The organism is Neptunomonas sp. (assembly GCF_016744175.1).
Lineage (GTDB): Bacteria > Pseudomonadota > Gammaproteobacteria > Pseudomonadales > Balneatricaceae > Neptunomonas.
In genome coordinates this window covers 123,463-149,872 of sequence record NZ_JADGEV010000001.1, presented here as the reverse complement: position 1 = coordinate 149,872, position 26,410 = coordinate 123,463, and the positions used below count along the sequence as shown (strand labels likewise).

General features: G+C 42.5%; 26 protein-coding genes and 1 tRNA gene. 14 read left to right on the top strand and 13 right to left on the bottom strand.

Going from position 1 to position 26,410, the window contains the following annotated elements:
• From QZZ55_RS00710 to rpe, 7 genes are all read right to left on the bottom strand, one after another.
• On the bottom strand, window positions 1-1,146 hold a 1,146-nt coding region (locus tag QZZ55_RS00710), incomplete at its 3' end, for a TIGR03016 family PEP-CTERM system-associated outer membrane protein (protein ID WP_293264251.1).
• Window positions 1,143-2,075: an XrtA-associated tyrosine autokinase gene (locus QZZ55_RS00705; RefSeq protein ID WP_293264249.1), complete on the bottom strand. Its 933-nt coding sequence runs from the start codon at window positions 2,073-2,075 to the stop codon at window positions 1,143-1,145. The genes QZZ55_RS00705 and QZZ55_RS00710, both read right to left, overlap by 4 nt.
• Entirely contained in the window at window positions 2,072-3,655 is a 1,584-nt protein-coding gene (locus QZZ55_RS00700; protein ID WP_293264247.1) for an XrtA system polysaccharide chain length determinant, read from the bottom strand. The genes QZZ55_RS00705 and QZZ55_RS00700 overlap by 4 nt, the downstream gene beginning before the upstream one ends.
• Before the next feature lie 32 nt (window positions 3,656-3,687).
• Window positions 3,688-4,329: an XrtA/PEP-CTERM system exopolysaccharide export protein gene (locus QZZ55_RS00695; RefSeq protein WP_293264245.1), complete on the bottom strand. Its 642-nt coding sequence runs from the start codon at window positions 4,327-4,329 to the stop codon at window positions 3,688-3,690.
• Between the two features lie 386 nt (window positions 4,330-4,715).
• On the bottom strand, window positions 4,716-5,312 hold the full coding sequence (locus QZZ55_RS00690; protein ID WP_293264243.1) for a hypothetical protein: 597 nt from the start codon (window positions 5,310-5,312) through the stop codon (window positions 4,716-4,718).
• Between the two features lie 390 nt (window positions 5,313-5,702).
• Window positions 5,703-6,380, bottom strand: a complete 678-nt coding sequence (locus QZZ55_RS00685) for a phosphoglycolate phosphatase (RefSeq protein ID WP_293264241.1) — start codon at window positions 6,378-6,380, stop codon at window positions 5,703-5,705.
• Window positions 6,374-7,057 (bottom strand): ribulose-phosphate 3-epimerase, encoded by a 684-nt coding sequence (gene rpe, locus QZZ55_RS00680; protein ID WP_293264239.1) that lies wholly within the window; start codon window positions 7,055-7,057, stop codon window positions 6,374-6,376. The genes QZZ55_RS00685 and rpe overlap by 7 nt, the downstream gene beginning before the upstream one ends.
• Window positions 7,058-7,163: 106 nt before the next feature.
• On the opposite strand from rpe, the gene QZZ55_RS00675 reads away from it, so the two are divergent.
• On the top strand, window positions 7,164-8,276 hold the full coding sequence (locus tag QZZ55_RS00675) for a DUF3530 family protein (protein ID WP_293264237.1): 1,113 nt from the start codon (window positions 7,164-7,166) through the stop codon (window positions 8,274-8,276).
• 2 nt (window positions 8,277-8,278) lie between these two features.
• Here QZZ55_RS00675 and djlA read toward each other — a convergent pair whose 3' ends face one another.
• From djlA to QZZ55_RS00660, 3 genes are read right to left on the bottom strand one after another with little or no spacing between them, the layout of a single operon-like run.
• Window positions 8,279-9,124 carry a co-chaperone DjlA gene (gene djlA, locus QZZ55_RS00670; RefSeq protein ID WP_293264235.1) on the bottom strand — a complete coding sequence of 282 codons (846 nt, stop codon included), beginning with the start codon at window positions 9,122-9,124 and terminating at the stop codon, window positions 8,279-8,281.
• 1 nt (window position 9,125) lies between these two features.
• Entirely contained in the window at window positions 9,126-9,797 is a 672-nt protein-coding gene (murU, locus tag QZZ55_RS00665) for an N-acetylmuramate alpha-1-phosphate uridylyltransferase MurU (RefSeq protein WP_293264233.1), read from the bottom strand.
• The gene (locus QZZ55_RS00660; protein WP_293264231.1) at window positions 9,794-10,825 is read right to left on the bottom strand and encodes a phosphotransferase; all 1,032 of its coding nucleotides are present in this window, start codon (window positions 10,823-10,825) and stop codon (window positions 9,794-9,796) included. The genes murU and QZZ55_RS00660 overlap by 4 nt, the downstream gene beginning before the upstream one ends.
• Before the next feature lie 66 nt (window positions 10,826-10,891).
• On the opposite strand from QZZ55_RS00660, the gene QZZ55_RS00655 reads away from it, so the two are divergent.
• From QZZ55_RS00655 to QZZ55_RS00620, 8 genes are read left to right on the top strand one after another with little or no spacing between them, the layout of a single operon-like run.
• Window positions 10,892-13,582 carry an LPS-assembly protein LptD gene (locus QZZ55_RS00655; protein ID WP_293264229.1) on the top strand — a complete coding sequence of 897 codons (2,691 nt, stop codon included), beginning with the start codon at window positions 10,892-10,894 and terminating at the stop codon, window positions 13,580-13,582.
• Window positions 13,569-14,867 (top strand): peptidylprolyl isomerase, encoded by a 1,299-nt coding sequence (locus QZZ55_RS00650; protein WP_293264227.1) that lies wholly within the window; start codon window positions 13,569-13,571, stop codon window positions 14,865-14,867. Before QZZ55_RS00655 ends, QZZ55_RS00650 begins: the two co-directional genes overlap by 14 nt.
• Window positions 14,867-15,874 (top strand): 4-hydroxythreonine-4-phosphate dehydrogenase PdxA, encoded by a 1,008-nt coding sequence (gene pdxA / locus QZZ55_RS00645; protein WP_293264225.1) that lies wholly within the window; start codon window positions 14,867-14,869, stop codon window positions 15,872-15,874. The genes QZZ55_RS00650 and pdxA overlap by 1 nt, the downstream gene beginning before the upstream one ends.
• A complete protein-coding gene (rsmA, locus tag QZZ55_RS00640; protein ID WP_293264222.1) occupies window positions 15,864-16,673 on the top strand; it encodes a 16S rRNA (adenine(1518)-N(6)/adenine(1519)-N(6))-dimethyltransferase RsmA in 810 nt (269 codons plus the stop codon). The genes pdxA and rsmA overlap by 11 nt, the downstream gene beginning before the upstream one ends.
• A 10-nt stretch (window positions 16,674-16,683) precedes the next feature.
• Window positions 16,684-17,070: a Co2+/Mg2+ efflux protein ApaG gene (apaG, locus tag QZZ55_RS00635; protein WP_293264220.1), complete on the top strand. Its 387-nt coding sequence runs from the start codon at window positions 16,684-16,686 to the stop codon at window positions 17,068-17,070.
• A gap of 21 nt (window positions 17,071-17,091) precedes the next feature.
• On the top strand, window positions 17,092-17,925 hold the full coding sequence (locus QZZ55_RS00630; protein WP_293264218.1) for a symmetrical bis(5'-nucleosyl)-tetraphosphatase: 834 nt from the start codon (window positions 17,092-17,094) through the stop codon (window positions 17,923-17,925).
• Window positions 17,926-17,929: 4 nt separating this feature from the next.
• A complete protein-coding gene (glpE, locus tag QZZ55_RS00625; RefSeq protein ID WP_293264216.1) occupies window positions 17,930-18,247 on the top strand; it encodes a thiosulfate sulfurtransferase GlpE in 318 nt (105 codons plus the stop codon).
• A gap of 8 nt (window positions 18,248-18,255) precedes the next feature.
• Window positions 18,256-19,371 (top strand): hypothetical protein, encoded by a 1,116-nt coding sequence (locus QZZ55_RS00620; protein ID WP_293264214.1) that lies wholly within the window; start codon window positions 18,256-18,258, stop codon window positions 19,369-19,371.
• Here QZZ55_RS00620 and folK read toward each other — a convergent pair.
• From folK to tsaD, 3 genes are read right to left on the bottom strand one after another with little or no spacing between them, the layout of a single operon-like run.
• Entirely contained in the window at window positions 19,362-19,883 is a 522-nt protein-coding gene (gene folK, locus QZZ55_RS00615) for a 2-amino-4-hydroxy-6-hydroxymethyldihydropteridine diphosphokinase (protein WP_366512292.1), read from the bottom strand. The genes QZZ55_RS00620 and folK overlap by 10 nt on opposite strands.
• Window positions 19,880-20,236 (bottom strand): dihydroneopterin aldolase, encoded by a 357-nt coding sequence (folB, locus tag QZZ55_RS00610; protein ID WP_293264212.1) that lies wholly within the window; start codon window positions 20,234-20,236, stop codon window positions 19,880-19,882. The genes folK and folB overlap by 4 nt, the downstream gene beginning before the upstream one ends.
• A gap of 41 nt (window positions 20,237-20,277) precedes the next feature.
• Window positions 20,278-21,306 carry a tRNA (adenosine(37)-N6)-threonylcarbamoyltransferase complex transferase subunit TsaD gene (tsaD, locus tag QZZ55_RS00605; RefSeq protein WP_293264210.1) on the bottom strand — a complete coding sequence of 343 codons (1,029 nt, stop codon included), beginning with the start codon at window positions 21,304-21,306 and terminating at the stop codon, window positions 20,278-20,280.
• Window positions 21,307-21,478: 172 nt separating this feature from the next.
• Between tsaD and rpsU the strand changes: the two genes are divergently transcribed.
• From rpsU to QZZ55_RS00580, 5 genes are all read left to right on the top strand, one after another.
• A complete protein-coding gene (rpsU, locus tag QZZ55_RS00600) occupies window positions 21,479-21,694 on the top strand; it encodes a 30S ribosomal protein S21 (RefSeq protein WP_028471240.1) in 216 nt (71 codons plus the stop codon).
• A 55-nt stretch (window positions 21,695-21,749) separates the two neighbouring features.
• On the top strand, window positions 21,750-22,199 hold the full coding sequence (locus QZZ55_RS00595; protein ID WP_293264204.1) for a GatB/YqeY domain-containing protein: 450 nt from the start codon (window positions 21,750-21,752) through the stop codon (window positions 22,197-22,199).
• A gap of 32 nt (window positions 22,200-22,231) precedes the next feature.
• Window positions 22,232-24,031 carry a DNA primase gene (gene dnaG / locus QZZ55_RS00590; RefSeq protein ID WP_293264202.1) on the top strand — a complete coding sequence of 600 codons (1,800 nt, stop codon included), beginning with the start codon at window positions 22,232-22,234 and terminating at the stop codon, window positions 24,029-24,031.
• A gap of 123 nt (window positions 24,032-24,154) precedes the next feature.
• Window positions 24,155-26,023, top strand: coding sequence for an RNA polymerase sigma factor RpoD (gene rpoD, locus QZZ55_RS00585; RefSeq protein WP_293264390.1), 1,869 nt, complete (start codon window positions 24,155-24,157; stop codon window positions 26,021-26,023).
• Between the two features lie 66 nt (window positions 26,024-26,089).
• Window positions 26,090-26,166 (top strand) — tRNA-Ile (locus QZZ55_RS00580).
• Window positions 26,167-26,410 lie beyond the last annotated feature (244 nt).

Below are 26,410 nucleotides of genomic sequence, written 5' to 3'. Positions count from 1 at the left end.
ATCTTCATACTTCTGAACGGAATGACTACCCGCCAATGTTAGTGAGCTTCGCTTTCCTGTCAAAGTATAAGACAAGCTTAAAGCTTCGTTTACAAAAACCCCCTTTGTGATGTTAATAGTAGAATTAGACAATGGGACTGGATCGATAGGATTGCCAAAAAAATCTTCTGTTTGAAATGCTCGCTGCTGGCTAAGAAGCTCTGCAGAATCAGTTAATTCCCTTGAATAGCTAGCTGTTATTAAACTTCTACGGCTACGATGGCTAAAATCAAACGTGGGCACACTTCCAAAAAATCTATCGCCGTATCCAATATTTAGTGATGTTTTACTTGTCGGTGTCCAAATAGCAGCCATGCTCCAACGGGTACCGTCATTTTCTTCTCGACTTGACTCAAAATCATTTGATTCAATTCCTATTGAACTAGTTACTCGCCAGTCCTGGTTGAATCGATAGCCCAAACTAACATCAGTTGCAAGTAATTCACTGTCTGTTTCATCACTTCCTGAATCGCTATAGTTAAAAGCCGCTCCCCAGGTTAGACGAGTAAAATCGGTACCATTTTTAAGATTCAATACAAACTTCTGTGTATTGGTATCACCAACATCACTATCGCTATTTAATTGATAGTTATAAGTATACCGACCGACAACTTCTGCCAAGCCCTTAAAACGATGTGATAGATATGGGCTTATCTGATAGTTATAAGTGTTTGTTGTATTATTTGAATTACTTAAACTGTCTACACCACTTGGTGAAAATGCATCTATTGTATTTTGTGTAATATTTGCTGACGCATCAATAAAAAACAAATCTTCAAATATTTCAGCATCTGCCTTGGCTCCCAATCTAGGATTGAAAGCATCTCCATCGCTAGACGAATTCGCCTCTAAAGAAGCATTCAGAACCACATCAGCCTTAGCACCATCACCATTTAATGAAATACTCGGTGCTATTGTCGTAATAAATTCACTTGTTGTATTACTATGAGTTAATTCCTTATTATCCGTATAGATCTCACTAACAGTTAACGATGTATCACCTTTCCAATCCGCAGAGTGAACATAAGAAGCCGTGCTATATCCACTCAGCAAAACGCAAAACAAAAATATTTTTTTGAACTTACCCTGCTTTTGGATATTCATCATTTCACATTATCTTCTTTGGTTTCATGTCTACCGCCATAGCCATAGCCATAGCCATAGCCATAACCATAACTCCCTGAAGTCTGTCTCTGAGTCTTATTCAAAACCATACCGACAATACTGTCGCTACTTAAATGCTGCAAGGCTTCGACAACCGCTTCTTGCGAGGTTTGCTCTGCTGCCACAATAAAAACAATCTGCCCCATAAAGTTAGACAACACTCTTGCTTCAGTGGTTAGCAATAATGGTGGAGAGTCGAAAACGATTACTCGATCGGAATAACGTTCTGATATCTCTAGCATTAAAGTACGCATATTGTTACTTGCTAACAATTCAGTAGAACGCTGGTGTAAATTACCAGCCGGCAAAATTCTCAGATTAGGTATATTTGTTTTTACCACCACATCTTGAAAATGCATCCCTTTATTCTCAAGCAAATCTATTAGACCCGGAGCTTTATCAGGAACCCCTAACAATCCGCCAGCAGAAGCTTTTGACACATCTGCATCAACAAAAAGAACTGACTTATCCTGCTCCATTGCAATGCTCATTGCGAGATTTATTGCAGAGAATGTCTTTCCTTCACCTGACAACGCACTTGCAACCATGACAAGATTTGCATGATCTACTTTTGAAGCCCCGCCACCTTTTAAATTCTGTAGAAGAGGCCTTTTAATTGCACGGTACTCTTCTGCGATAGTACTTCGAGGCGCGCTTGGAGTCACCATTCCTAATGCACTCAATCTTGCCAAAGGAATGTGGATTAACTGAGCAGCAACATTTTCCACAACTTTAGAAGATGGTTTTTTCGTAACTGGCTGGCTTTCAACAGGAGCGACAACCTCATTAGGAGCTGCACTCTCTACAATTTTTTTATTCTCAGGCAGGCTTTTTGGGTCTAGCTTCTTTACAGCTCGCTCAATGATACTCATACGAGAACCTCCTGAAAGTATCCATCAACACCTGCAATCAAGAAGTCCATTCCATGAAATACAGATATCCCTACATACACCACTAGCAGCCCCCCTAATAGTGAAAAGAAAACTACATTAGCTCTCAATGCTTTCCTTTTAGCTACAGGTGACTGTATTTTCATTACCGTCCCAAGTACTGGCAACCCTGTAACTTGCGCTAAGGTAGCCCTATTACTAATCACAGGACGAAATAGAGATATTAACAACGCACTACCCAGCCCGCCAGCAAGCGCTAATAACATGACCGCAGCATTCATTAGAACCTTATTTGGTTCATTCGGCCTTTGTGGGACAAAAGGAGGATCAATGACACGAAACTTAACATCGTTTGCTTGCTGACCTACATTTTCTGATATCAAAGCCGATTCACGTCTGCTCAACAAAGTTTTGTGCTGTTGAGAAATCACACCATAATCACGATCAAGTTGCTGCAGTTCACTTTCTATCAAAGGAATATTATCTACTTTTGCTTCAAGCTCATTCACACGTTTCTGATATTCTTCAACACGTGTTTTTAACTCGGCCTCAGTAGCCTCAGTTTCAGCCAGCATAGTTCTCATTTGCTGATAAACAGGGCTATCCAACAAACCGGAAAATTGATCAGGCGCAGATGATTTAACTCGAGCCTCTTCACGACGTTTTTTCGCCTTTAAAGCAACAATCATATCGTTTGTCTGAACAACATCAGGGTGCTTTCTTGTGTACCGTAACAACAAAGAGTCCAAGGAACCTTCAAGTGAAGTAATGCGTGTTTCCAAAGCCTTTATCTCAGGAGAGTTTTCTATTTGGCTTGTTAAGAAAACAGGCTCTTCCCCTTCTATTTGGCGCACAAGCTCATCACGCCGAGTGCCGAGTTCCCGCAGTTGCAACTGAGCCAATTCCAACTTACTTTTCTCAGTTTCTAACCGCTGATAATAGCCTCCCGTTTCCCCAGGCAGCACACCAACGTTTCGCTGTTTAAAATCAGCAAGGCGTTTTTCTGCATCGACAAGACGTTGCTCGTAATCAGCTATCTGCTTATCTAGAAATTCCTGAGCACCAGAACTGTCTTTTCGCTTATCACCTAGTGCACTTTCCACAAAAATGGTAATAAGTGACTGAACCACTTTTTTAGCTGTATCACGATTTTCGTGCATAAAAGAAACTGAGTACAATGATGCATTTCGCCTATCACCAGCGAGCGTAATTGACGTCAAAATCTCATCCAAGAGTTTGTCTTTATCTGCATCGTTCTTTATATAAAGATCCATGTCGGCCATACGCATAAGCTTTTCCAGATTAGGACGACTTAACAACGTCCTACTCATCAAAGCTATCCGCTGATCAACATCTGGCTGAATAGCCAACCCCCTCAACAGAGGGCGAAGTATTGTATTCGTATCAACATGAACCCTTGCTGTTGCTAAATACTTCTCAGGCGTTAAGGAAACAAAAACCCACCCACCTAAAGCAATCAACCATATAATAAGCAAACCAATCCAACGATAACGCCAGACACCCCAAATATATTCAGATAACTGATTTAAAATATCACGCATAAGTTATATAACACGCCAAGTTATTATTAGTTCTAGAACCACGCTTCAGGGATAATGATTATATCACCGGGCTTCAGCGCCAAATTAGCGGTTATATCTCCGTCTTTCAAAAGGCTATCTAGACGCAAACTATATGTATTTTGCTCGCCATCAAAACTTCTAACAAGAACAGCATCATTACCTTCAGCAAACTCAGTCAACCCGCCCACTTGAATCATCAGATCAAGTAAGGTCATGTGTTTACTATATGGAATATTTAGAGGTTTCGCTCCCTCTCCAACAACTCGAATCTGCTGACTCGGAACAGAGACAAAATCATCAACAATAACAGTGACTACAGGGTTTTTAATATACTCAGAATAAATCTCCTCGATTTCTCGAGCCAACTCAGTAGACGTTTTACCGCTTGCCTCTAAGTCTTCAACTAAACGCGTTGTGATTTTTCCGTCTGGTCTTACAGGAACGGTTGTTGATAACTCACTATTCCCCCAAACAAAAATCTCAACGTCGTCACCCGCACCAATAACATAATTATAATCTGCCTGAACAAAGCGCTCTTCTTCAGCGACAGGAGGGTATGCGCTATTACTAGCACAACCAGAAACCATTGCTATGAATGATGCAGCCAGAAGCACCTTGATTTTTTCTAACATTTTCCCTTGTAAGACAAGCATTTACAGCCCCCTAACCCTTAATAGATACGCAGCTTTTATTTCACTACGCTTCGCTGCTATTAAATTTAGCATAAACTCTTAACATTATCTCACATAATATAATCTTCTTAGACCGCCCACACACCCACATATACCTAGCAAGCAGACCTAAAAAAATCTACTTGCATGGAAGAAACAAGCATAAAAGCCATGCATCCAATTTAATCACAACACATGAAAACCCAGAGATATAAACACACAGAACATTAATGCTTTATGAAAAACACTGAAAAAAGAGAATATGCCCAAGATGCCAGAACGGCATCCTAGAGACTATCTAATAAGTAAATTTATTAGACTAAAATACAAACCTAATCCTAGATATTCTTTACCGCTCCTTCAACCCTCTAAGCAACCCGCTCTTCTAGGACAGCAACAAATGGAATAGCTTTTCTATCTAGGCGCGCAACCGAAAGCAAGTGCGGCAATGACTCAAACCCTTCTTCAACAGGTAGCAACACATCATGCAAAACCTCGTACTTGCAGCCTAATTTCAGATGAAGCTTCTGAAACAGACGCGTACGCGCACTACCCGTAACATAGAATGAATACAAATACCCTTGACTCAAAGCAACTTCTATTAGTTTTTCACACAAGTGCAATACATCAACTCTATTCCTAAACTCGGGCTTTATAGCCAGCCTAGACCACTGACAATAACTGTCTGCTGCTAACAAAAAGTCTGAGCATTCATTTCTTAATAAAAATTCCGAACTTTCCACAGGCAATTGCCCGTAATCCCCTGGTGTATAACCACTAACTCGCACACCACCTAAACATACATCTCCTTCTCGGATAATCAGAATTTGACCTGGAACATCATGGTGATCTTCACTACCGTCAAATAACGACAACCCTAATTCAGCCCTAAAACAACTTTCTCGTATTCTATAATATTGCGCTAACAAAAAAGGATCATTACTTAATTCATAGACTATAGCCATATTCTAACCATCTCATAATGTTATTGACCTACATCGATGTAATTATTATTTTTCTTTCATCCTATGAAAAAAACGTGCCAAAAATCCCAACCCTTTGTATATCAACAGTATCAACTGCACCGACAACACTAACAAACCTCAACCTACGAATAAAGCAAATATACTGTCTCTGTTTGGATACAAGAAAGCAGACCTTTCAAGCAAAACATTTAATTTTCATACAGATAGCACACATAAAAAAAGCGACAGTACATAATTTGTTAATTAATTATTATTTTTCGCAAGGCTCTTTTGAATTATATAATTTGCAACAGAAGTATTATCCATTAACGCCAGTGCTTATATTTAAGCTTCAGACTTACTAGTTAATCAATAATTGATTAACTATCACTACTCCAAAAGCTTCAACAAACTATTTATAACTTTATCCGGGCAAGACTCCATAATATTTACCCCATGGTTATATCCATAAGAAACTGCAACAACGGGGCATTCAGCCGATCTTGCAGCCGAAACATCACTCATTGAGTCCCCTACCATCAATACCTGACTTGCAGAAAGGTTATATTCTTGAATCAACGTGTTTAAAGGTAATGGATCTGGCTTTTTAGCTGGGAGAGAATCACCTCCCAATACAGAAGCGAAGTACGAATCAACCCCTAACCCGCGTAATACTGGATGAGTAAAAGCAATAGGCTTATTTGTCACAACAGCCATCGGAATTTTCATTTCTTTTAAAAGCGTAAGTGTTTCCAGCACACCCGGATAAAGGCGACTACGACTCGCAAGACAGCACTCATATTCTTTAAGGAACAATAAATATGCCTGATCAAACACCTTCTCAGGCACTTCTAGTAAAACATGTCGTAATGCACGTTCAATTAGAACCTGCGCCCCATTGCCCACCCACAGCCGCACATTAGCCTCCCCTACCTCCGAAAGACCTAAAGCTAACAAAGCACGATCAACAGCCAAAGAGAGATCAGGAACGCTATCAACTAACGTCCCATCTAAGTCAAAAATAACTAGCCGAGGAAGATGACCATTAAACAGTGTTTTTATTAACACTTCATTCCACTTACCTTGGCAAGCTCGGCACGCATTTCTGTTATTGTTTGTTCGTAGTCATTCGTATTAAAAATTGCTGAACCAGCAACAAAGGTGTCTGCGCCAGCTAATGCTATTTCTGCAATATTAGCCACACCCACACCACCATCAACCTCTAAACGAATATCTTTTCCACTTGCATCAATGCGCTGCCTAACTTCTCTCAGCTTATCAAGCGTACCCGGAATAAATGACTGCCCTCCAAAGCCAGGGTTAACCGACATAAGCAATATCATGTCCACTTTATCCATCACGTAATCTAGATAATGCAATGGAGTTGCGGGGTTAAACACTAATCCAGACTTACAACCCCCATCACGAATCATCTGCAATGAACGATCGATATGCTCTGACGCCTCAGGATGAAATGTAACGTATGTTGCTCCAGCAGCCATAAAATCAGCAATCATTCGATCTACCGGTTTCACCATCAGATGCACATCAATAGGCGCCGTAACACCATGATTTCTTAAAGCCTTGCATACCATAGGGCCTATCGTTAAGTTTGGAACATAATGATTATCCATCACGTCAAAATGAACGATATCAGCACCAGCCTTCAAAACATTATCGACCTCCTCACCTAAGCGAGCAAAATCTGCAGATAAAATCGAAGGGGCTATTTTAAAATCGGACATAGCATTTACTTTCCATCACTGTTTTAAGAAAGTTCATTGTACCCAAGCAGGAGTCTATTTACAGCGCCAGACTTGCAGGATAGTTTTTTTTCCTGATAATCAACGAATGAATACTAAAACACGCAATTTCTACAATACTTTTTTTATAATCGTACTTTTAAACTTTGCTTGCAGTCATGCATCCTGGGCAGAAGACATTACCAAAACAACTCAAGACCAACCAACAACGCCTGCCACACAATCCGAGACCCAACAAAGTAAAATCAGAATTGAACCAAACCCACAGCAATCTCTTCTCATTGACTTATCAAGAATTCAGAACAATCAAAATGCAGAGGTAATTCAACTAAATACCGACAGTGATAAATTTGATGCTTTTTATAAAGAAAGTAGCGGCGCAATAACACATGGCGGCGTAATCATATTACCTGACGACAGAACACACCCAAAATGGCCTCTTATTACCAACCCCCTCAGAGTGGGCTTAACCGATTTTGGCTGGTCAACACTTGCTATCGCCTTACCCCCACCTGTCACACCAAACCACCCCATCAGAACGCTACCTTCATTAAAGGTCATCAAAAATAAGCCCCTACAAAGCGAAGGCGAGCCAGTAGAGCCGACGGCTCTTGATGAATCCATAGCCACTCCAGCAATAGCCAAAGAGAGCAAAACCACAGACTCCCCAATCCCACAGACTTATAATAATATTATGCAGCGCGGTACTGCAGCTATCCAAGCCTTACAACAAAAAGGAATCAATCGCATTGTGCTAATAGGCACAGGAACTGGGGCAACGTGGGCAGCAGCACTAGCCGCTAAATGGCAAGACCAAGCTAACTTTAAGTTAATTATTATCAATGCAGAACAATCGAGTGATATTAGTGCACCAGCACTACTCGAATTAATACCAGAATTAACACTAACGACATTAGATATGTATAGCGCCAACCCAAAGAGCGCTTCAACAACCCAGAAACAACAACCCCGCCAGCGCATCGAGACTGCACGTAGAAACCAGCTCAATAACTACCACCAAAGCAGGCTCCCAAAAATAACGAACAAACTACCAGGTCAAGAATGGCTAGTTCGTTACACTAGAGGCCTTCTGACTACTTATGTTATTAATGCAGAAGAAAAGGTGATAAATACCCCGCCAGCACCACCTCCCTCTACCAACCAGCAACCCGGGGCCCGCAAAAAGCAGACGCCCATCTAAAATCAGCCTTTGAGTGCCGTTTTTACACGATCATATGCAGCTTGAATTTCTTGCGTTTTTTCTTTGGCAAGCTGCATCATTTCCGGCGGCAAACCTTTTGCAACCAGTTTATCTGGGTGGTGCTGACTCATTAGCCGCCTATAGGCCTTTTTAATATCAGCCTCCGCATCACTATCCTCAACACCCAAAACACCATAAGCCTCTTTTAGCAAACTCTGCTCAGAGGCTTGCTGAAAATGCTGATGCTGCTGATAACTCTGCTGCTGAAAAGCCTGCTGAGCTTGCATTCTCGACATCAAAGCAGCCATTTCCGCACCTGACATACGCAGCAAAGTGCACACTTCTTGTACGACCGCCAGTTCAGCAGGACAAATCTGACCATCAGCCATCGCCGCTTGAAGCTGCATTTCAACAAACATGATTTTCACAGACGCCTGCGCCTGTATGACACGAGACAACGGCCTTAATACGTCTGCAATATCAAATGCTGCATCTTTCCCTTCAGAAAAGTACCCCATAGCCTCACGCTTACGCTCCTCAGACAAATTCATACGTGCCATAACATCACGTGCAAACTGAATTTCATCTTCTGTAACGCGCCCATCCGCTTTTGCTACCTTTCCCATAACAGCAAATGTCGCTTTAAAAAATGCAGCTTGGGGAGACGCCCCGCCCGTCAGCGCTTTAACAACCGCCTTACTAAGCAACCCACCAATCACTCCACCAAAAACTAACCCCCAAACTCCCCCGCTCAACATTCCGACCACAGCACCGATTATTATCCCATTGCGGTACTTTAAGATTGATGTTCCAAAGTTGCGCCCTACTTCCTGCGAGTCAAATGCCATTTCATGTATTCTCTTTTATATAATTTTCTGCTTGTTCTAAGCGCTCATGAGTACCCACATCAATCCAACTCCCATCATAAACTGCCCCACTTACCTCTCTTTTTACAATTGCACTTTTAAGCAACCGCCCCAATGGGAAAGCATTTTCAACACAGCCAGCAAACAGTTTTGGTGTTAATACACTGATACCAGAAAAAGTATACTTATCCCCTTGCATATCAACCAAACCATCAGGCATACAAGAAAAATCCCCCTCCGGGTTATGCTCAGGGTTATCTACCAGTATTAAATGGGCTACATCAGGTTCTAGCCCTCTAAGTGACGAGAAATCAAAGTCCGTTAAGATATCACCGTTAACAACAACAAATGCCTCCCCTGCATTTGAAAGCTTACTCAACACCCGATAGATTCCTCCACCCGTCTCTAATGGTTCACCTTCTGAAGAATAAATAATATTAACTCCCCACTTAGCCCCATCACCCAAGGCCACCTCTATTTGCTCACCCAACCAAGCATGATTAATCACAATATCTGTAAAGCCCGCCTTTGACAGGTTCTCTATATGATACTCAATCAATGCTTTACCATTGATCAACACAAGCGGCTTAGGTGTTTTCAGGGTCAAGGGGCGCAACCTAGTACCTAAACCTGCGGCTAAGATCATCGCTTTCATAGAGGAGCTTCATCGAAGCCGTTTACTGAACTCATTGCCGGCTCAACTCTAGACTCGATTAGTGCTTTAAAAGATTTAAGCTCAGGGTACTTATGACAAACAGCAGTAATATATTTTAATGTTCTCGGTATATCCTGCAAATAGTTATGCTTACCGTCACGCATACTTAAGCGCGAAAAAATCCCAATTGCTTTTAAATGCCTTTGCATTCCCATCAAATCAAACCAACGCTCAAATACAGCCTTGGAAACATCATGAGACAGCAATCCTTTTTCAACGAGAGCCTCCCGAAAATCATTAACCCATAAATATACGTCAGCATCAGGCCAGCTAATATAGCAATCTCGCAATAAAGAAACTAAATCGTAAGTGATGGGACCTTTCACTGCATCCTGAAAATCAATAACACCCGGCGCCTCAGTAGAGGTTATCATTAAGTTACGTGAGTGAAAGTCACGATGCACACACACCAACGGCTGAACCAAAGCAGCGCCTTCAAGAAAAGAAAAAACCGATTCCATCGCTTCAAGTTCGCTAGGGTTTAAATCAACATGAAGTTGTTTTTTTATAAACCACTCAGGAAACAGTGACATCTCTCGATTCAGCAAGCCTCTGTCATAACCTAGAAGGGGATCTGTATCGCACTGCTGTATTTTAAAGAGTTCATTGATTGCACATTGATATAAGTAATGAGCATCACCCTGCAACAGGGCAGGCAGATACAGGCGATCACCAAAATCACTCAGCAACATAAACCCTTGCTCTAAATCTGCACTAATAACTTCAGGGACATTTACACCCATTGCAGACCATGACTTAGCAATATCTACAAAAGCTTTACTATTCTCATGTTCAGGTGGAGCATCCACCGCAATCCACGATCGCCCTTTTGAAATAACTCTGAAATATCGCCTAAAACTCGCGTCACCAGAAACAGGCTGCAACTCCCACCCTTCTTCAACATCCACTTCACGAGAAGCCCTTAGCCCTTCAATCCAACCCAATAAAGTAGATAACCGTTGACCCATTATGCTGATTCCTCTGGTACATCATCGTTTGAATGTTTATTATTCCAGACTTTGCCAGTTACACAAATGAATATAGAGTCAATTACTACTTATGCTGGCTGCTTATCCGCTAATGGAACCTCTGGAATGCCTTTTCTTAGACAACAGTCATACACACTCACTATTGCTATTACAGCAGCGCTACTCGTTCAATATCAACCAGCATTTGCAAAGCAAAATGGTTGGAATTGCAAGAAGTCTGAAGAAACGTGGGACTGCTCAAGCACTATTGCCGCGCCTCAAGAAAAGGCTGCTCCTATAACAGAAGCAGAGCCAACTCATAACAATAGCATCAGAACAACCGGCAGCAGCAAGCAAACTTCTCTAAATAGCCCAGCTGAGCCAAAAATAATTAATAATTACAAAAAACAACCACCGCTTGTCAAAGCAGTGCCTTCTTTGGTAAAAACCACCAACTCTATAAAGAAGACAGAAACCAAAACAACAAACGCACCTAATGAAGAAACAAGCACACAATCAGTCAACATTGATTCGCAATCACTGCCCGATTCTCCTTATGCTCATTTAGGATGGCAACCTTACTTAGACAACGAGGGAGCACCCAACCATTGTAGTGGGCGCTACATTGAGCCACCTTTGCCCGAAGATGATGGCACACCCTTTCAACTTCTACCTATTCTTGTTGATGCCGCAGAAGCAAAGTCCGAACTTGGGCAAGGCACAACACTGTCGGGAAGTGTCAAAATTGTGCAAGGATCACGCAGCCTTTACAGTAACTCGGCAACCATAAATCAAGAAACGGGTGATATTAGCTTAGTGGGAGGAGCAACATATCGGGAGCCTGGTTTACTTTTTACTGGAAAAACAGCTGAATCAAATACAAACTCGCAAAAAACAATACTGAATGACGCTGAGTATGTTTTATATGAAAACAGTGTTCGGGGCTCTGTTTCTAGAATTTCTCGCAATGAAGACGCGACTATTACGATAAAAGAAGGTGATTACACTCAGTGTCCGCCCAATACGAACACATGGAAAGTTTCAGCTAAAGAGATACATTTAAACAAAGAAGAAGGCTTTGGGTGGGCCAAACATGCCACGTTACGTGTATCTGACGTACCTGTACTCTACGTTCCGTACTTCCACTTTCCAATAGATGACAGGCGTCATTCAGGCTTTTTATATCCATCTATTGGCTACTCCGACACCGAGGGCCTAGACCTTACCATCCCTTACTATTTTAATATTGCCGCTAACATCGACGACACGTTTTCACCTAGATTTCTTGAGAAACGAGGATTCATGCTAGAAAATGAATTCCGATATATGAATTCATATTCGCTTAACTCTTTAAGCACATCATATTTACCCGATGACAATATAACGGGAAAAAACAGATGGTTACTCGGCATTCAGCACAGTGGAACACCTAATGAGCGCTGGAGAAGCAAAATAGACTATCTTAGCATCAGTGATAACAACTATTTTGATGATCTTGGCACAAGGTTAGATATCACCCAAGAAAGCCACCTAAACCAAAGCGGCGCCCTTTCTTACTATGGCAATCAGTGGCAGGCTGAGTTCCTTTTACAAAGCTACCAAACTATTGATGTTGACAACATAACGCCTTACCGCCGTTTACCTCAATTTCAAATCTCTGGTAGTCCATCACTAGGTTCAGACTGGCTATCTGCTAACTATTTACTTCAATTAACACAGTTTGATAGAGACCTGACAGGACTAACAGGCAGCGACCGCATTACAGGAAGCCGTTTACATGCAGAGCCAGAACTTAGCGCAACATTTCGCAGTCTGAGTGGATACATCAAACCTAGCATTAAACTATGGCACTCGCAGTACTCACTTAACAACCAACTAGACGGCTTAAATGACTCACCCTCAGTTACTGCCCCGGTTATAAGTATTGACTCAGGTTTATTTTTCGATCGCGACTTTACATTGCTAGGAAACACATACCAACAAACTCTTGAGCCTCGCTTATACGCACTCTATGTATCCAACCAAAACCAATCAGACATACCTGACTTTGATACAACAGCATATAGCTTTGATTACGCATCTCTTTTTCGAAGCAACCGCTTTAGTGGATACGATAGAATAGGCGATACTCAACAGCTATCTCTTGGGGTGACTAGCCGACTGATCGATAAAAAAGGGCGAGAGGCGGTAACCGCAAGCATTGGGCAAGCTATCTACTTTGATGATCGCTTCGTAGACCTTGGTAACAGCACACCTGCGGATAGCACGTCCAACTACTCAGATATTGCTACTAGCGCTACTTGGCGGCCAAACAGACGAATGAACATCAACTTCAACGCCAACTTCAATCATGAAGATCTTCAAAATACCGAGAACAATTTATCTGTTCGTTATCAAGAAGATATTAATCGCATCATCAGTTTTAGTTATCGTTTTTCTGATGATGTGCGTGAACAAAGCACAGCATCTTTTATCTGGCCGATAAGCAAAAGCTGGTCAACCCTAGGTGTTTGGCAATATGATTGGCTTACTAATGATAATATAGACACAGCTTTAGGTTTTGAATACGAAAGCTGCTGCTGGAAAACTCGTATAATTACACGCCAGTGGCTAAAAGATAATGATGAAAAAGATACTGCTTTATACCTCCAGTTTGTTCTTAAAGGACTCGGTAGTTTTGGTAGTAGCGGCAGCACCGATTTCATCGAAAAAATAACCGGATTTGAACAACGTGAAGAGATAAATGATCAATTCTAATCTTATGAAAATACGTAACTTTAGCCTTGCAGCCCTAGGCACTTTGTTTCTTAGCAGTCACCTACATGCAGCGCCTATTAAGCTAGACAGTGTTGTTGCAATTGTAAATGATGATATTGTTTTAGAGTCAGAATTCAAGCAGAGAATTCAGATAATACGTGATCAGCTGACGACCAGAAAGCAACGCATACCACCGGACAACATCCTTCTTCCTCAAGTACTCGACAGACTAGTTCTCGACAACATTCTACTTCAGTTGGCAACTAGACAAGGAATACGAGTCACTGACCGTCAACTCAACGATGCTGTGAACAATATTGCCAGCCGAAATGGCATGACACTTGACCAATTCAGAGGCGCACTGATCGCTGAAGGTCAAGATTACACTGCTGCTCGAGAGCAAATTCGTCGTGAAATGCTTATCGCCCAAGTTCAACAAAGTAACGTAAGTCGACGTATTCGCGTGTCAGATCAAGAGATCAAAAATTTCCTAAAATCTGACGCAGCAACCATTAACCAAACAGAACTTTTAATCTCTGTGATATTAGTGGGCATACCTGAACAAGCATCTTCAACGCAAATTCAGGCAGCACAAGCAAAAGCGAATTCTATCCACCAAACCTTGATGGATAAAGCAGATTTTGCCGAAACAGCTATTGCAACGTCAAGTGCGCCCAACGCCTTAAACGGTGGAGATTTAGGCTGGAGAAAGAGCAATGAACTTCCTGAAGCATTGACCTCTATTGTTGGCGATATGCAACCGGGTGACATTAGCTCTCCTATGAAAGCACCTACTGGTTTTTATATTATCCAGCTAAGAGATAAGCGTGGTGGCAAACCTCAATTGGTAAACCAAACAAAAGTGCGTCATATTTTGCTTAAACCAAGCGAAATTCGTACACCTGCTCAGACTAAGAAGCTAATCGAGCGCCTTCACAAACGCCTACAACAAGGCGAGTCTTTTGCTGAGCTTGCAAAAGAACTAAGCGACGATCCCGCTAGTGGATCTGAAGGAGGCGACCTTAGCTGGACTTCTCCAGGACAGATGGTTCCAGAATTTGATCAGGTCGTGGCACGAACATCCATCAATGAGATAAGTTCACCTTTTGAATCCCGTTTCGGGTGGCATATTCTGGAAGTACAAGACAGACGCACGCAGGACATGGGTGATAAAATTCTTGAATCTCAAGCAAAAGCTACCATCAGTAAGCGCAAGTTCACCGAAGAACTAGGCAACTGGGTTCGCGAAATTCGTTCAGCTGCTTATGTTGAGATAAAACAATAATGTCAAACTGTAAACGACTCGCGATTACCGCCGGAGAGCCGGCGGGCATTGGCCCCGATTTAATTATTCAATTGGCACAAAACGCTCATTCCAACGAGCTCATTGCCATTTGCGATCCAGAGTTACTCTACGCTCGCGCACGCCAATTAGACTTGCCCATCGTTATAGAAAAATTTAACCCACAGGATGATCCATCCCCAACGCAAGCGAGAACTATAAAAGTACTGCCTGTTCAATTGAGCAGAACAGTCACCGCAGGGGAGCTAGACAGTGAAAATGCCAAGTATGTTCTTGAGACATTAACACTGGCTGCAAATGGCTGTATGAACGGCCAATTTGATGCAATGGTGACAGCTCCTGTACATAAGGGGATTATCAACGATGCAGGCATCAATTTCTCGGGCCATACTGAATTTCTAGAAGACCTCACTGATACTAAAAAAGTTGTTATGATGCTTGCAACCGAGGGCCTGCGAGTGGCCTTAGTAACCACTCACATCCCTCTCAGCCAAGTTTCAGCCGCCATTACAGAACCGTTGCTACACGATGTAATTGAAGTACTGCAACACGATCTCGTGCATATTTTTGGTATTGAAAAACCAAGAATAATCGTTTCTGGTCTTAACCCACATGCTGGTGAAAGTGGCCATATGGGAAGAGAAGAGATAGATACCATTGAGCCAGTGCTTGAAAAGCTACGTAGTAAAGGCTACCTGCTACAAGGCCCTCTTCCTGCCGACACTTTGTTTACATCAAAATATTTAGACCAATGCGATACCGTTTTGGCGATGTACCACGATCAGGGTCTACCTGTACTTAAATACAAAGGCTTCGGCAATGCCGTCAATATTACACTTGGCATGCCTATTATTCGAACCTCTGTCGATCATGGAACCGCCTTAGACCTTGCAGGAACAGGCAAAGCAGATATTGGCAGCTTAACGTTAGCTATTCATTATGCGGGCGAGATGTCACGCAACAAGTCAAAGAGTCTTCATGAGTCATAAACAACCCGCTATGCACAAAGCTCGTAAACGCTTTGGTCAAAACTTCCTACAAGACCAAGGAATTATTAGACAAATCATCCGATCTATAGCCCCCCACCCGAGTGACCATATGGTTGAAATCGGCCCTGGGCTTGGCGCATTAACAGAAGAAATTTTAGCAGAAGCGGGAGCGCTTGATGCTATTGAGCTTGATAGAGACCTACCTCCTATTCTGCGTACTAAGTTTTTCAGATACGAAGATAAATTTCGAATTTTTGAAGCTGACGCTATGAAGTTTGACTTCAAAAGCCTATGCGAAGATGACCGACCACTAAGAATTGTTGGCAACCTTCCCTACAATATTTCAACACAGCTGATCTTTCACTTGCTAAGCCACTCAGGCCAAATTTTAGACATGCATTTCATGCTACAAAAGGAAGTTGTTGACCGGCTTGCCGCCAAAACAGGTGAAAACAATTACGGCCGTCTTGGCATTATGGCGCAGTATTATTGCGATGTTGAGCCTCTGTTTGTTGTCCCACCCGAAGCCTTCAACCCAGTACCAAAAGTAGATTCAGCGATTGTGAGGCTAACTCCCCACAAAAAGCTTCCCTTTGTTGCTAAAGACCCTGCTGTGCTAAAACAGATTGTCAAAACCTCTTTCGCTCACCGCCGTAAAACACTACGCAATAACGTAAAAGAGCTCATCAGCACAGAACAGTTAGAAGCGCTTAATATTGACCCATCGCTACGTCCAGAACGTTTATCGTTAAAGGACTTTATTACCATTGCTGATTTTTTGACGCCACAATTGAGATAACTGAGCTTTCATGGATCAATTCGACCCCAGCACACAAATAAAAATAGATATTGAGACCCGTTTTCTTCCACAGCAATCGGATCCAGAATCACACCGTTTCGTATTCTCTTACAATATAACCATCACAAATGAGTACAACCAAGCAGTGCAGCTTCTAAGCCGACGCTGGGTTGTAACAGATGGCAATGAGCATGTACAAGAGATAGAGGGCGAAGGTGTTGTAGGCGAGCAACCACTGATCCAACCTAATGCTAGCTACCAGTACACCAGCGGTACTGTCTTAGCTACAAGAGTTGGTAGTATGTTTGGCCATTACACCATGGAAACTGCTGAAGGAGAGCGTTTTGACGCGCCCATTCCAGCATTTACTCTGGCTCAGCCCAACGCTTTACACTAACCGAGTAAGAAAAGGTAACGTATGGCAACGTATGCTATCGGCGATATTCAAGGTTGCTTCGATGAACTCGAGAACCTTCTAAGCGTTATTAATTTCAATCAAAATGACACACTTTGGCTATGTGGTGATTTAGTTAATCGCGGGCCTAAATCGTTAGATACGCTGCGCTTTATCAAACAACTCGGCCCGCGAGCGATTAGTGTTCTTGGCAATCATGACCTTCATCTTTTAGCGGTTCATAATGGCGCTAAAAAGAAAAAAAAGAGTGATACGCTTGATGCCATTTTAGACGCACCTGATCGTGAAGAACTAATGCATTGGTTACAACAACAGCCTTTATTACATACTGACGAAAAACTTAACTTTACCATGGTACATGCCGGCATACCCCCTTTATGGTCGATTACCAAAGCTCAACAATTAGCTCGGGAAGTAGAAAAAATACTTAGCTGTGCCCCACAAGCCAAGATTTTTTTTAAGCATATGTATGGAAACACACCAACCACGTGGGATGACCATCTTAAAGGCTGGGATAGAATTAGAATTATCACTAACTATTTCACGCGCATGCGCTTTTGTACTCTCCAAGGAGAACTAGAGTTTGCATCTAAAGGCGGATTAGAAACACAGCCAGGTGGCTATCTCCCATGGTATAAACACCCTAAGAGGAAAACAGCCGAGCAGAGCATTGTTTTTGGCCACTGGGCTGCATTACAAGGAAAAACAGATGCAGCTAAAGTTTTTGCTTTGGATACCGGCTGCATTTGGGGTGATAAACTAACGGCATTACGGTTAGATGATTTAACGTATTTCCAAGCACCTAGCCTACAAAAGACATCGTTTACTAACAGGTAATAATATGGATCAATATACGTGCATCAACTCAGAACAAGCCATTGAGTGGCTACAACAAGGCGCTGTAGTAGCAGACATAAGAGACACTCAAAGCTTTAATCAAGGACATATTCCTGGTGCATTTAACCTATCCAACGACAACTTACATGAATTTATGATGGCTGCAGATTTTGAAACACCTCTAATCGTCTGCTGCTACCACGGAATTAGCAGCCAATCAGCGGCCCAATACCTTGTACATCAAGGATTCGAGAAAGTAAGCAGTCTTGATGGCGGATTTGAATCCTGGACGGTATCTCACCCTGATAAAATAGAAGCATAGCAAACTTCATGAAGATATACCTCGTAGGTGGTGCCGTAAGGGATCAACTCTTAAACTACCCCGTTTATGATAAAGACTGGGTCGTTGTTGGCGGATCTCCACAAGAGATGCTAGAACAAAACTATAAACCCGTTGGTAGCGACTTCCCTGTTTTCATCCACCCAACTAGCGGAGAGGAATACGCCTTAGCACGTACCGAACGAAAAAACGGCAAAGGCTATACAGGATTCCAATATCACACCAGCCCCGATGTAACTTTACATGAAGATTTATCACGCCGCGATTTAACCATTAATGCCATGGCTCAATCTAGTGATGGTCAAATATTTGACCCATACGGCGGTCAAAAAGATTTAACCTCTAAAATTTTACGTCACGTATCACCCGCTTTTAGCGAAGACCCTCTTCGCGTTTTGCGAGTTGCCCGTTTTGCAGCACGATATGCACACTTAGGCTTTACTCTTGCCTCTGAAACACTGGAGTTAATGCAGGATATTTCAGCTACTGATGAGCTGGAACATTTAACTCGCGAGCGAGTCTGGCAAGAAATGGAACGCTCTTTAGGAGAAACGTCCCCTTTAGTGTTCTTCCAAGTACTGCATGATACTCACGCACTTAAAACACTCTTTCCACGCTTTTCTGTGCTCATCGGCTCACAAACGGCAACTGCACTACAAAAATCATTTTCCAAGAACACAAAACAAGATATACGCTTTGCCACACTATCTTCATTGTGCTTTATGGACAAAACCAATACCGAAAGTGAAGTACTCAACTTTTGCCAACAACTAAAAATACCAAACTACTATAGAGATTTAGCCATTCACGTTCACAAAACAATCAAGGTTATGCACCATTGGTCAGATAGCAGTGCAGAAGAGAAATTAACTCTCATCCAGACACTTGACCTACTTAGACGCCCAGAGCGACTGGGGCCAGTAATAGAGGCATGTCAGTTACTGAGCTTGGCATTATATCAAGGGAGTTTACCAACTGGAAAACTGGAAGCCCTCTTAAATAAGCTAAAAGATATTAACCCTCAAGAACTTATTAAGAAAGGCTATAAAGGAGCCGCTTTGGGGAGTGAATTAAAGCGCATACAATTAGAAATATGTCAGGATTGAAAAGTAGAGATCTGCCGACCTTTCCATTGAAAATCAACTGCCCATAACTTCTGTTGCTTTTTATCGTACTCATCCCAAAGTGTCTGATAGGACTTATCAGCAATAGGGTGAACATCAAGCGGAGCAACTTCTGACAATGGCCACAAGACAAATGCATTCGTAAGTATTTCGTCCCTAGGCAACTGAACCTTATCAATAATACCTACTTGAGTGTCAAACGTTAGAATATCAACATCTAATGTTCTTGGAGCAAATTTAGGCCCACCACGTACCCGCCCATTATCATCTTCGATCCCTTTCAGAATCTTCAACAGAGCACCCACACTCAATTTAGTATCAAATCCAACTACCAAGTTTAAAAAAGGATTTCCGTTAAATCCTACCGCTTCGCTTTCATAAACAGAAGAAATAATAAGAGGAGAAAAGAGTCCTTCAAGTTTGTTTAGGCCAGCTTCCACATGGTGATAACGTTTGATATTACTACCAATGCTTAAATACACACGAGAGATCAAAGAGGCGCACCTCTTTCGATGATAACGCCAACACTGGCCGCTTCAGGAATTGCCGTTGGCTTGCCTAAACCAAGCTTAACCCAAGGTACATTAAATTCTTTCATGACAATTTCCGCGATCTCCTCGGCCATCGTCTCAACCAAAAGAAATTCACTAGTACTTATAAATTCAATCAAACGATCACAAACACTTTTATAGTTTAGTGTATTTTCAATATCTTCAGTGAGTGCTGCTTGTCTAATATCAGTACCCATTTCCAAATCCAATATAACCGTCTGGCGAATTTCTCTCTCCCAGTCATAAATACCAATGACCGTTTCCACCTGTAAGGACCTGATATAAACAATATCCACGCAACCACCACCTAATTATCAAATGTTCAATTCTTATTAAACTAGCGACAAGATTCTAATAGATCCATTGCCCAACGTGGCTTAGCCTCAATCACCAAGTCACTTGACTGCCCCGCAAGCAAACGCTGACATCCTGCGTAGGCAATCATAGCGCCGTTATCAGTGCAAAACTCTTGACGTGCATAAAAGAGTTGAGATTTTTCCTTTTTAACCATTTTTTCAAGGCCGTCACGTAAGCGCTGGTTAGCACTAACACCACCGGCAATGATCAGCTGCTTTAGCCCTGTCTGCTGCAAAGCACGTCGACACTTAATAGCTAAAGTATCCACAGTGGCTTCTTCAAATGCAGCGGCGATATCAGCTTTATCTGTTTCAGATAGCAGCCCATCAACTTTATGATCGCGAATGGTGTTCATCGTAAAAGTTTTCAAGCCAGAAAAACTAAAATCTAATCCTGGCCTATCAGTCATCGGGCGAGGAAAGCGTAACCTAGTACGATCGCCCTTTTCAGCAAGCTTAGCAATTAATGGCCCACCCGGATAATCTAGTCCAAGCATTTTTGCGGCTTTATCAAAAGCTTCACCTGCGGCGTCATCTAATGACTCTCCAAGCAACTGGTACTGACCGATACCTTCAACTTTAACAAGCTGCGTATGACCTCCACTCACTAAGAGTGCTACAAACGGAAAGGCGGGAGGATTATCTTCCAACATAGGAGCAAGAAGATGTCCTTCCATATGGTGCACACCGATAGCCGGCACTCCCCAACCCATCGCCATTGACCTCCCGGTAGCAGCCCCCACCATTAAAGCACCAACGAGGCCAGGACCTGCCGTATAGGCAACAGCATCTACATCTGCTGCTTTTAAATTTGCTAATCTCAGTGTTTCAGTTACCAGTGGTAAAAGCTTACGAATATGATCTCGTGACGCCAACTCAGGAACAACACCGCCGTACTCAGAGTGCATTGCTACTTGGCTATAGAGAGTATCTGCCAGCAAGCCTTTTTCATTATCATAGAGAGCCACACCGGTCTCATCACAAGAGGTTTCAATCCCCAACACTATCATCTTTACAAATCACTCAATTAAATATCTAAGAACTACAGCATTATCACTTATATATCGCACAATTACACGAATATCACTTTGACAATTAATACACTTGGCCTTAAAATTTAGCGCCTCATTTAAGAAGACTCTCTTAAATGTGTTTTTATCAATAGATTTGGGTTTAATAAACATGCCTGCAGTAAAAGTAAAAGATAACGAGCCATTTGACGTTGCACTTCGTCGTTTTAAGCGTTCTTGCGAAAAAGCTGGTGTTCTAGCTGAAGTACGTAAGCGTGAATTCTACGAAAAACCAACATCTGTTCGTAAGCGTAAAGCAGCAGCAGCTGTTAAGCGTCATGCTAAGAAAGTATCTCGTGATATTTCACGTCGCGTACGCATGTACTAAGACGCAGCAACATCTTTTCGAGATTTAACCATTATTCAACACAGGCCAGGCCATAATGCCAGTACTCAAGAAACAGATTACTGAAGCGATGAAAGCAGCAATGCGTGCAAAAGAAAAAGCACTGCTGGGAACCATTCGTTTAATTTTGGCAGAAATCAAACGCATCGAGGTAGATGAGCGTATTGAGTTGGATGATGCAAGAATCATTGCCGTATTGGACAAAATGTCCAAACAACGACGTGATTCAATCTCACAATATGACAAAGCGAACCGCACTGACCTGGCGGATATCGAGCGACAAGAACTGGAGGTGATTAAAACCTACTTGCCGCAATCGCTAACTGATGAAGAAATAAGTACCGTCCTAGACGAAGCTATCGCCGCCACTGGTGCGAGCGGAGCTCAAGATATGGGCAAACTCATGGCTGAATTAAAGCCAAAATTGCAAGGCCGTGCCGACATGGGTATGGTTTCGAAACTCGTAAAAGAGCGTCTAGCACGTTAAGATTCTCTTCAATCCCCATGATTGAGTAGAAGATGGCCGGACGTATACCGCAAAATTTCATTGATGATCTTCTTGCTCGCGTCAACATTGTTGACCTGATTGACGGTCGTGTAAAACTTAAAAAATCCGGTAAAAACTACTCCGGACTCTGTCCTTTTCATCAAGAAAAATCTCCCTCTTTTTCTGTAAGCCCTGATAAGCAATTTTATTACTGTTTTGGCTGTGGAGCAGGCGGCAACGCTATCGGATTCCTTATGGAGTATGATCGCCTTGAATTCCCCCAAGCGGTAGAAGAAGTCGCCAAACTTGTCGGCGTTGATGTACCTAGAGACGAACATCAAGAGCAACAGCGCAACGAATATAAAGCGCAATATAACATTCTTGATGAAGCCGCCATTTTTTACCAAGACCAACTTAAGTCAAACGCCCATCGCGACCAAGCCGTCACCTACCTCAAATCCAGAGGGTTAACGGGGCAGATTGCGAAAACATTTGGTGTTGGCTATGCCCCTCCCGGCTGGGATAATCTTCTTAAAAAAATAGGTTGTACTCCTACCAATTTAGAACTGCTTGAGAAAAGCGGCATGCTCATTAGGCATGAAGAAAAAGACAGTCTTTATGATCGCTTTAGAGAAAGAATCATCTTTCCTATTCGCGATATGCGCGGCCGCGTGATCGCCTTTGGCGGACGAGTACTTGGCGACGATAAACCCAAATACTTAAACTCCCCGGAAACTGATACTTTTCACAAAAGCCGTGAGCTTTATGGCCTTTATGAAGCACGTAAGCTTTCGCAAAAATTAGAGCGCATTATTATTGTTGAAGGGTATATGGATGTTATTAGCCTTTCTCAATTTGGCATAACATACGCCGTTGCCACTTTGGGCACAGCCACAACAACTCAGCATCTTGAACGCCTATTCAAAACAGTACCTGAAATCATATTTTGTTTTGACGGCGATAACGCAGGAAGAAAAGCAGCAGAACGCGCACTGGAAACAACACTGCCCGTCATAAAAGACGGTCAAGAAGCACGTTTTCTATTTCTCCCTGAAGGCGAAGACCCAGACACATTAGTACGTACTGAATCTAAAGAAGGTTTCGAAAAACATCTAGACGAGGCACTACCTCTTTCTGAATTTTTCTTTCGCTCCTTAGCGGAAGATACAGATATGACTACCATGGATGGGCAAGCAAGATTTAGCAACAAAGCATTACCACTGATACACCGCATGCAAACAAGCCTACTCCAACAAATGATGCTGGATCGCATCTGCAAGGTCACAGGCTTAAGCCTTGAGCAAATAAACAGCACTATCAACTTGACACAAAGCATACCCGAACCAGAAGCGCCTTACGCAAAAAACACGAAGCAAACAGCACCAACAGGTTCTCAAAAGCGAGCTTTCACGCACCCTAAACAACAAACTGCGAGCCTATGCAGCCATATTATCTCATTATTATTACATCACCCTGAGCTAGCAGCTAAAGTGCATGAACCCAAACAACTAGCCGATCTAAAGGAACCACATATAGAGTTACTCTGCCTTTTACTAAGCTATCTAAAACAATCGCAAACAAACTCTCTAGGCCCATTACTAATAGATTGGCGTGACGATCAAAATCTTAACACTCATCTATTGCAGTTAAGTGAAATTTCTCATCTAGATCCTGTATTAAATGGAGATCCAAACCTACTTTTTGATGAAGCATGGACAAGGCTTTTATCACGACAACAAGAGTCAGAGCTGGAAGAATTACAGAAAAAGCCTCTATCCTCTCTCACAGAATTTGAAAAAGAACGGCTGCGCTCCCTAACATCAATAAAATAAGCAGTTGTTTTTTCTAAATTCACCCCAATATCCTAAAAATAGACTAAGGTTAAACCTGTTAAACACGTATCGTGGGTTTAAGCTGGCTTTGGCAAGAGCTCAACGTTATAATGTCGCGCTCACATTTTATGTAGTTCAAAATCGCATCATCGTAGGACATCTATGACTGGCATCTCTCAGCAGCAATCTCGTCTCAAAGAACTGATAGCTCGCGGTAAAGAACAAGGCTATCTCACATATACTGAGGTGAATGATCACCTGCCTGAAGATATCGCCGATCCTGATCAGGTTGAAGATATAATCCGTATGATCAATGACATGGGTATTCCTGTGTCTGAAGTAGCACCTGACGCCGAAACTCTACTGATGAAAGAAGGTGATTCAACAGTAGATACTGATGAGGAAGCAGTAGCTGCTCTGGTTGAATCTGACGCTGGACGCACAACGGACCCTGTCCGCATGTATATGCGCGAAATGGGTACTGTTGAACTTCTAACGCGCGAAGGTGAGATTGTCATCGCTAAGCGTATAGAGGAAGGCATTCGAGAAGTAATGTCGGCTTTGGCTTTTTTCCCAGGTTCTGTAGAGATCATTCTTGAAGCTTATAATTCAGTGCTTCAAGAAGAAGGCCGCTTAAGTGATATCTTCAGTGGTTATATTGATCCTGATAGCGTCATCGCAGCTCAAGCAGCAGAAGCTGCTGCTATTCAGGAAGAGCTAGGTGAAGACGCTGAAGCAGAAGAAGACGACAGCGACGATGACGAAGAAGAAGGCGAACGCGGCCCGGACCCAGAAGAAGCCCGCATTCGTTTTACACTAATTAAAGACAACTTACTTGCCGTCTACGAAGCCATCGAAAAAAATGGCAGAGAAAGCAAAGCTTTCAGTACAGCGATGGATGAACTTGCTGTTTCTTTTTCTCCAATTAAGCTATCTCCACGTTTTTACGAAACACTCGTTGTACGTGTGAGAGATTACATTGCTCGCACACGTCAGCAAGAACGCACCATTATGCGTATCTGTGTTCAACGCTGCAAAATGCCAAGAATTTTCTTTATCAAAGAATTTCCAGGCAACGAAACAGATACAACATGGCTTGAAAAGATGATTGCATCAGGTGCAGACTATTCAAGAGCAATGAAGATCAACTTGCCGGATCTCCAGCGCGCCCAACGTAAACTGGTCCAGCTCGAAGAAGAAGCACAGATATCTTTATCAGACATAAAAGATGTTAACCGCCGCTTATCTATCGGTGAAGCGCATGCTCGACGCGCTAAAAAAGAGATGGTAGAAGCAAACTTGCGCTTAGTTATCTCAATTGCAAAAAAATATACAAATCGTGGCTTACAATTCCTCGACCTGATTCAGGAAGGCAACATCGGCCTGATGAAAGCAGTTGATAAGTTCGAATACCGCAGGGGCTATAAGTTCTCTACTTATGCTACGTGGTGGATTCGACAGGCTATAACGCGCTCTATTGCAGATCAGGCGCGAACTATTCGTATTCCAGTTCATATGATCGAAACGATCAATAAGCTGAACCGTATCTCTCGTCAAATGCTACAGGAAATGGGCCGCGAGCCGTTACCGGAAGAACTAGCAGAACGCATGGAGATGCCAGAAGATAAAATTAGAAAGGTTCTTAAAATCGCAAAAGAGCCAATATCGATGGAAACACCTATCGGTGATGATGAAGATTCCAGCCTAGGTGATTTCATCGAAGACGGTAATCACACATCCCCTGTTGATTCTGCGACTGGCGAAGGCCTTCGCGAGGCGACGCGAGAAGTTTTAGCCGGCCTTACCGCTCGCGAAGCCAAAGTACTTCGTATGCGATTTGGTATCGACATGAATACTGATCATACGCTTGAAGAAGTGGGCAAACAGTTTGATGTGACACGTGAACGTATCCGCCAGATTGAAGCTAAAGCGTTGAGAAAATTGCGTCATCCGAGTCGCTCAGATCACTTACGCAGCTTCTTGGACGAATAATTTTTTCTTTGCATATCAAGCTATTGCGCCAATGATACAGAATCTGTATTATTGGCGTCTCTTTGGGGGCCTATAGCTCAGTTGGTTAGAGCGCTCGACTCATAATCGATCGGTCGCAGGTTCGAGTCCTGCTAGGCCCACCACCCCCTTTGCAATAAAAACAATACGTTATGAGCTTTATATAGTTTCTCGTTGTTTTCAAAGCTCAATTGAAACATCTTACTTCTAGTGCAATTTAAGATCCTAGATATCTCAATAAGCCATTATAATTATCAATCCTACCTCTTTTTAATATTTCTCCTTAATCACTAAACTGCTCCTTTTTTATAACAACGAGAGACACCAAAGGCGTTGTTAACGTCACAGAAAAAACACGCGACCCTAGCC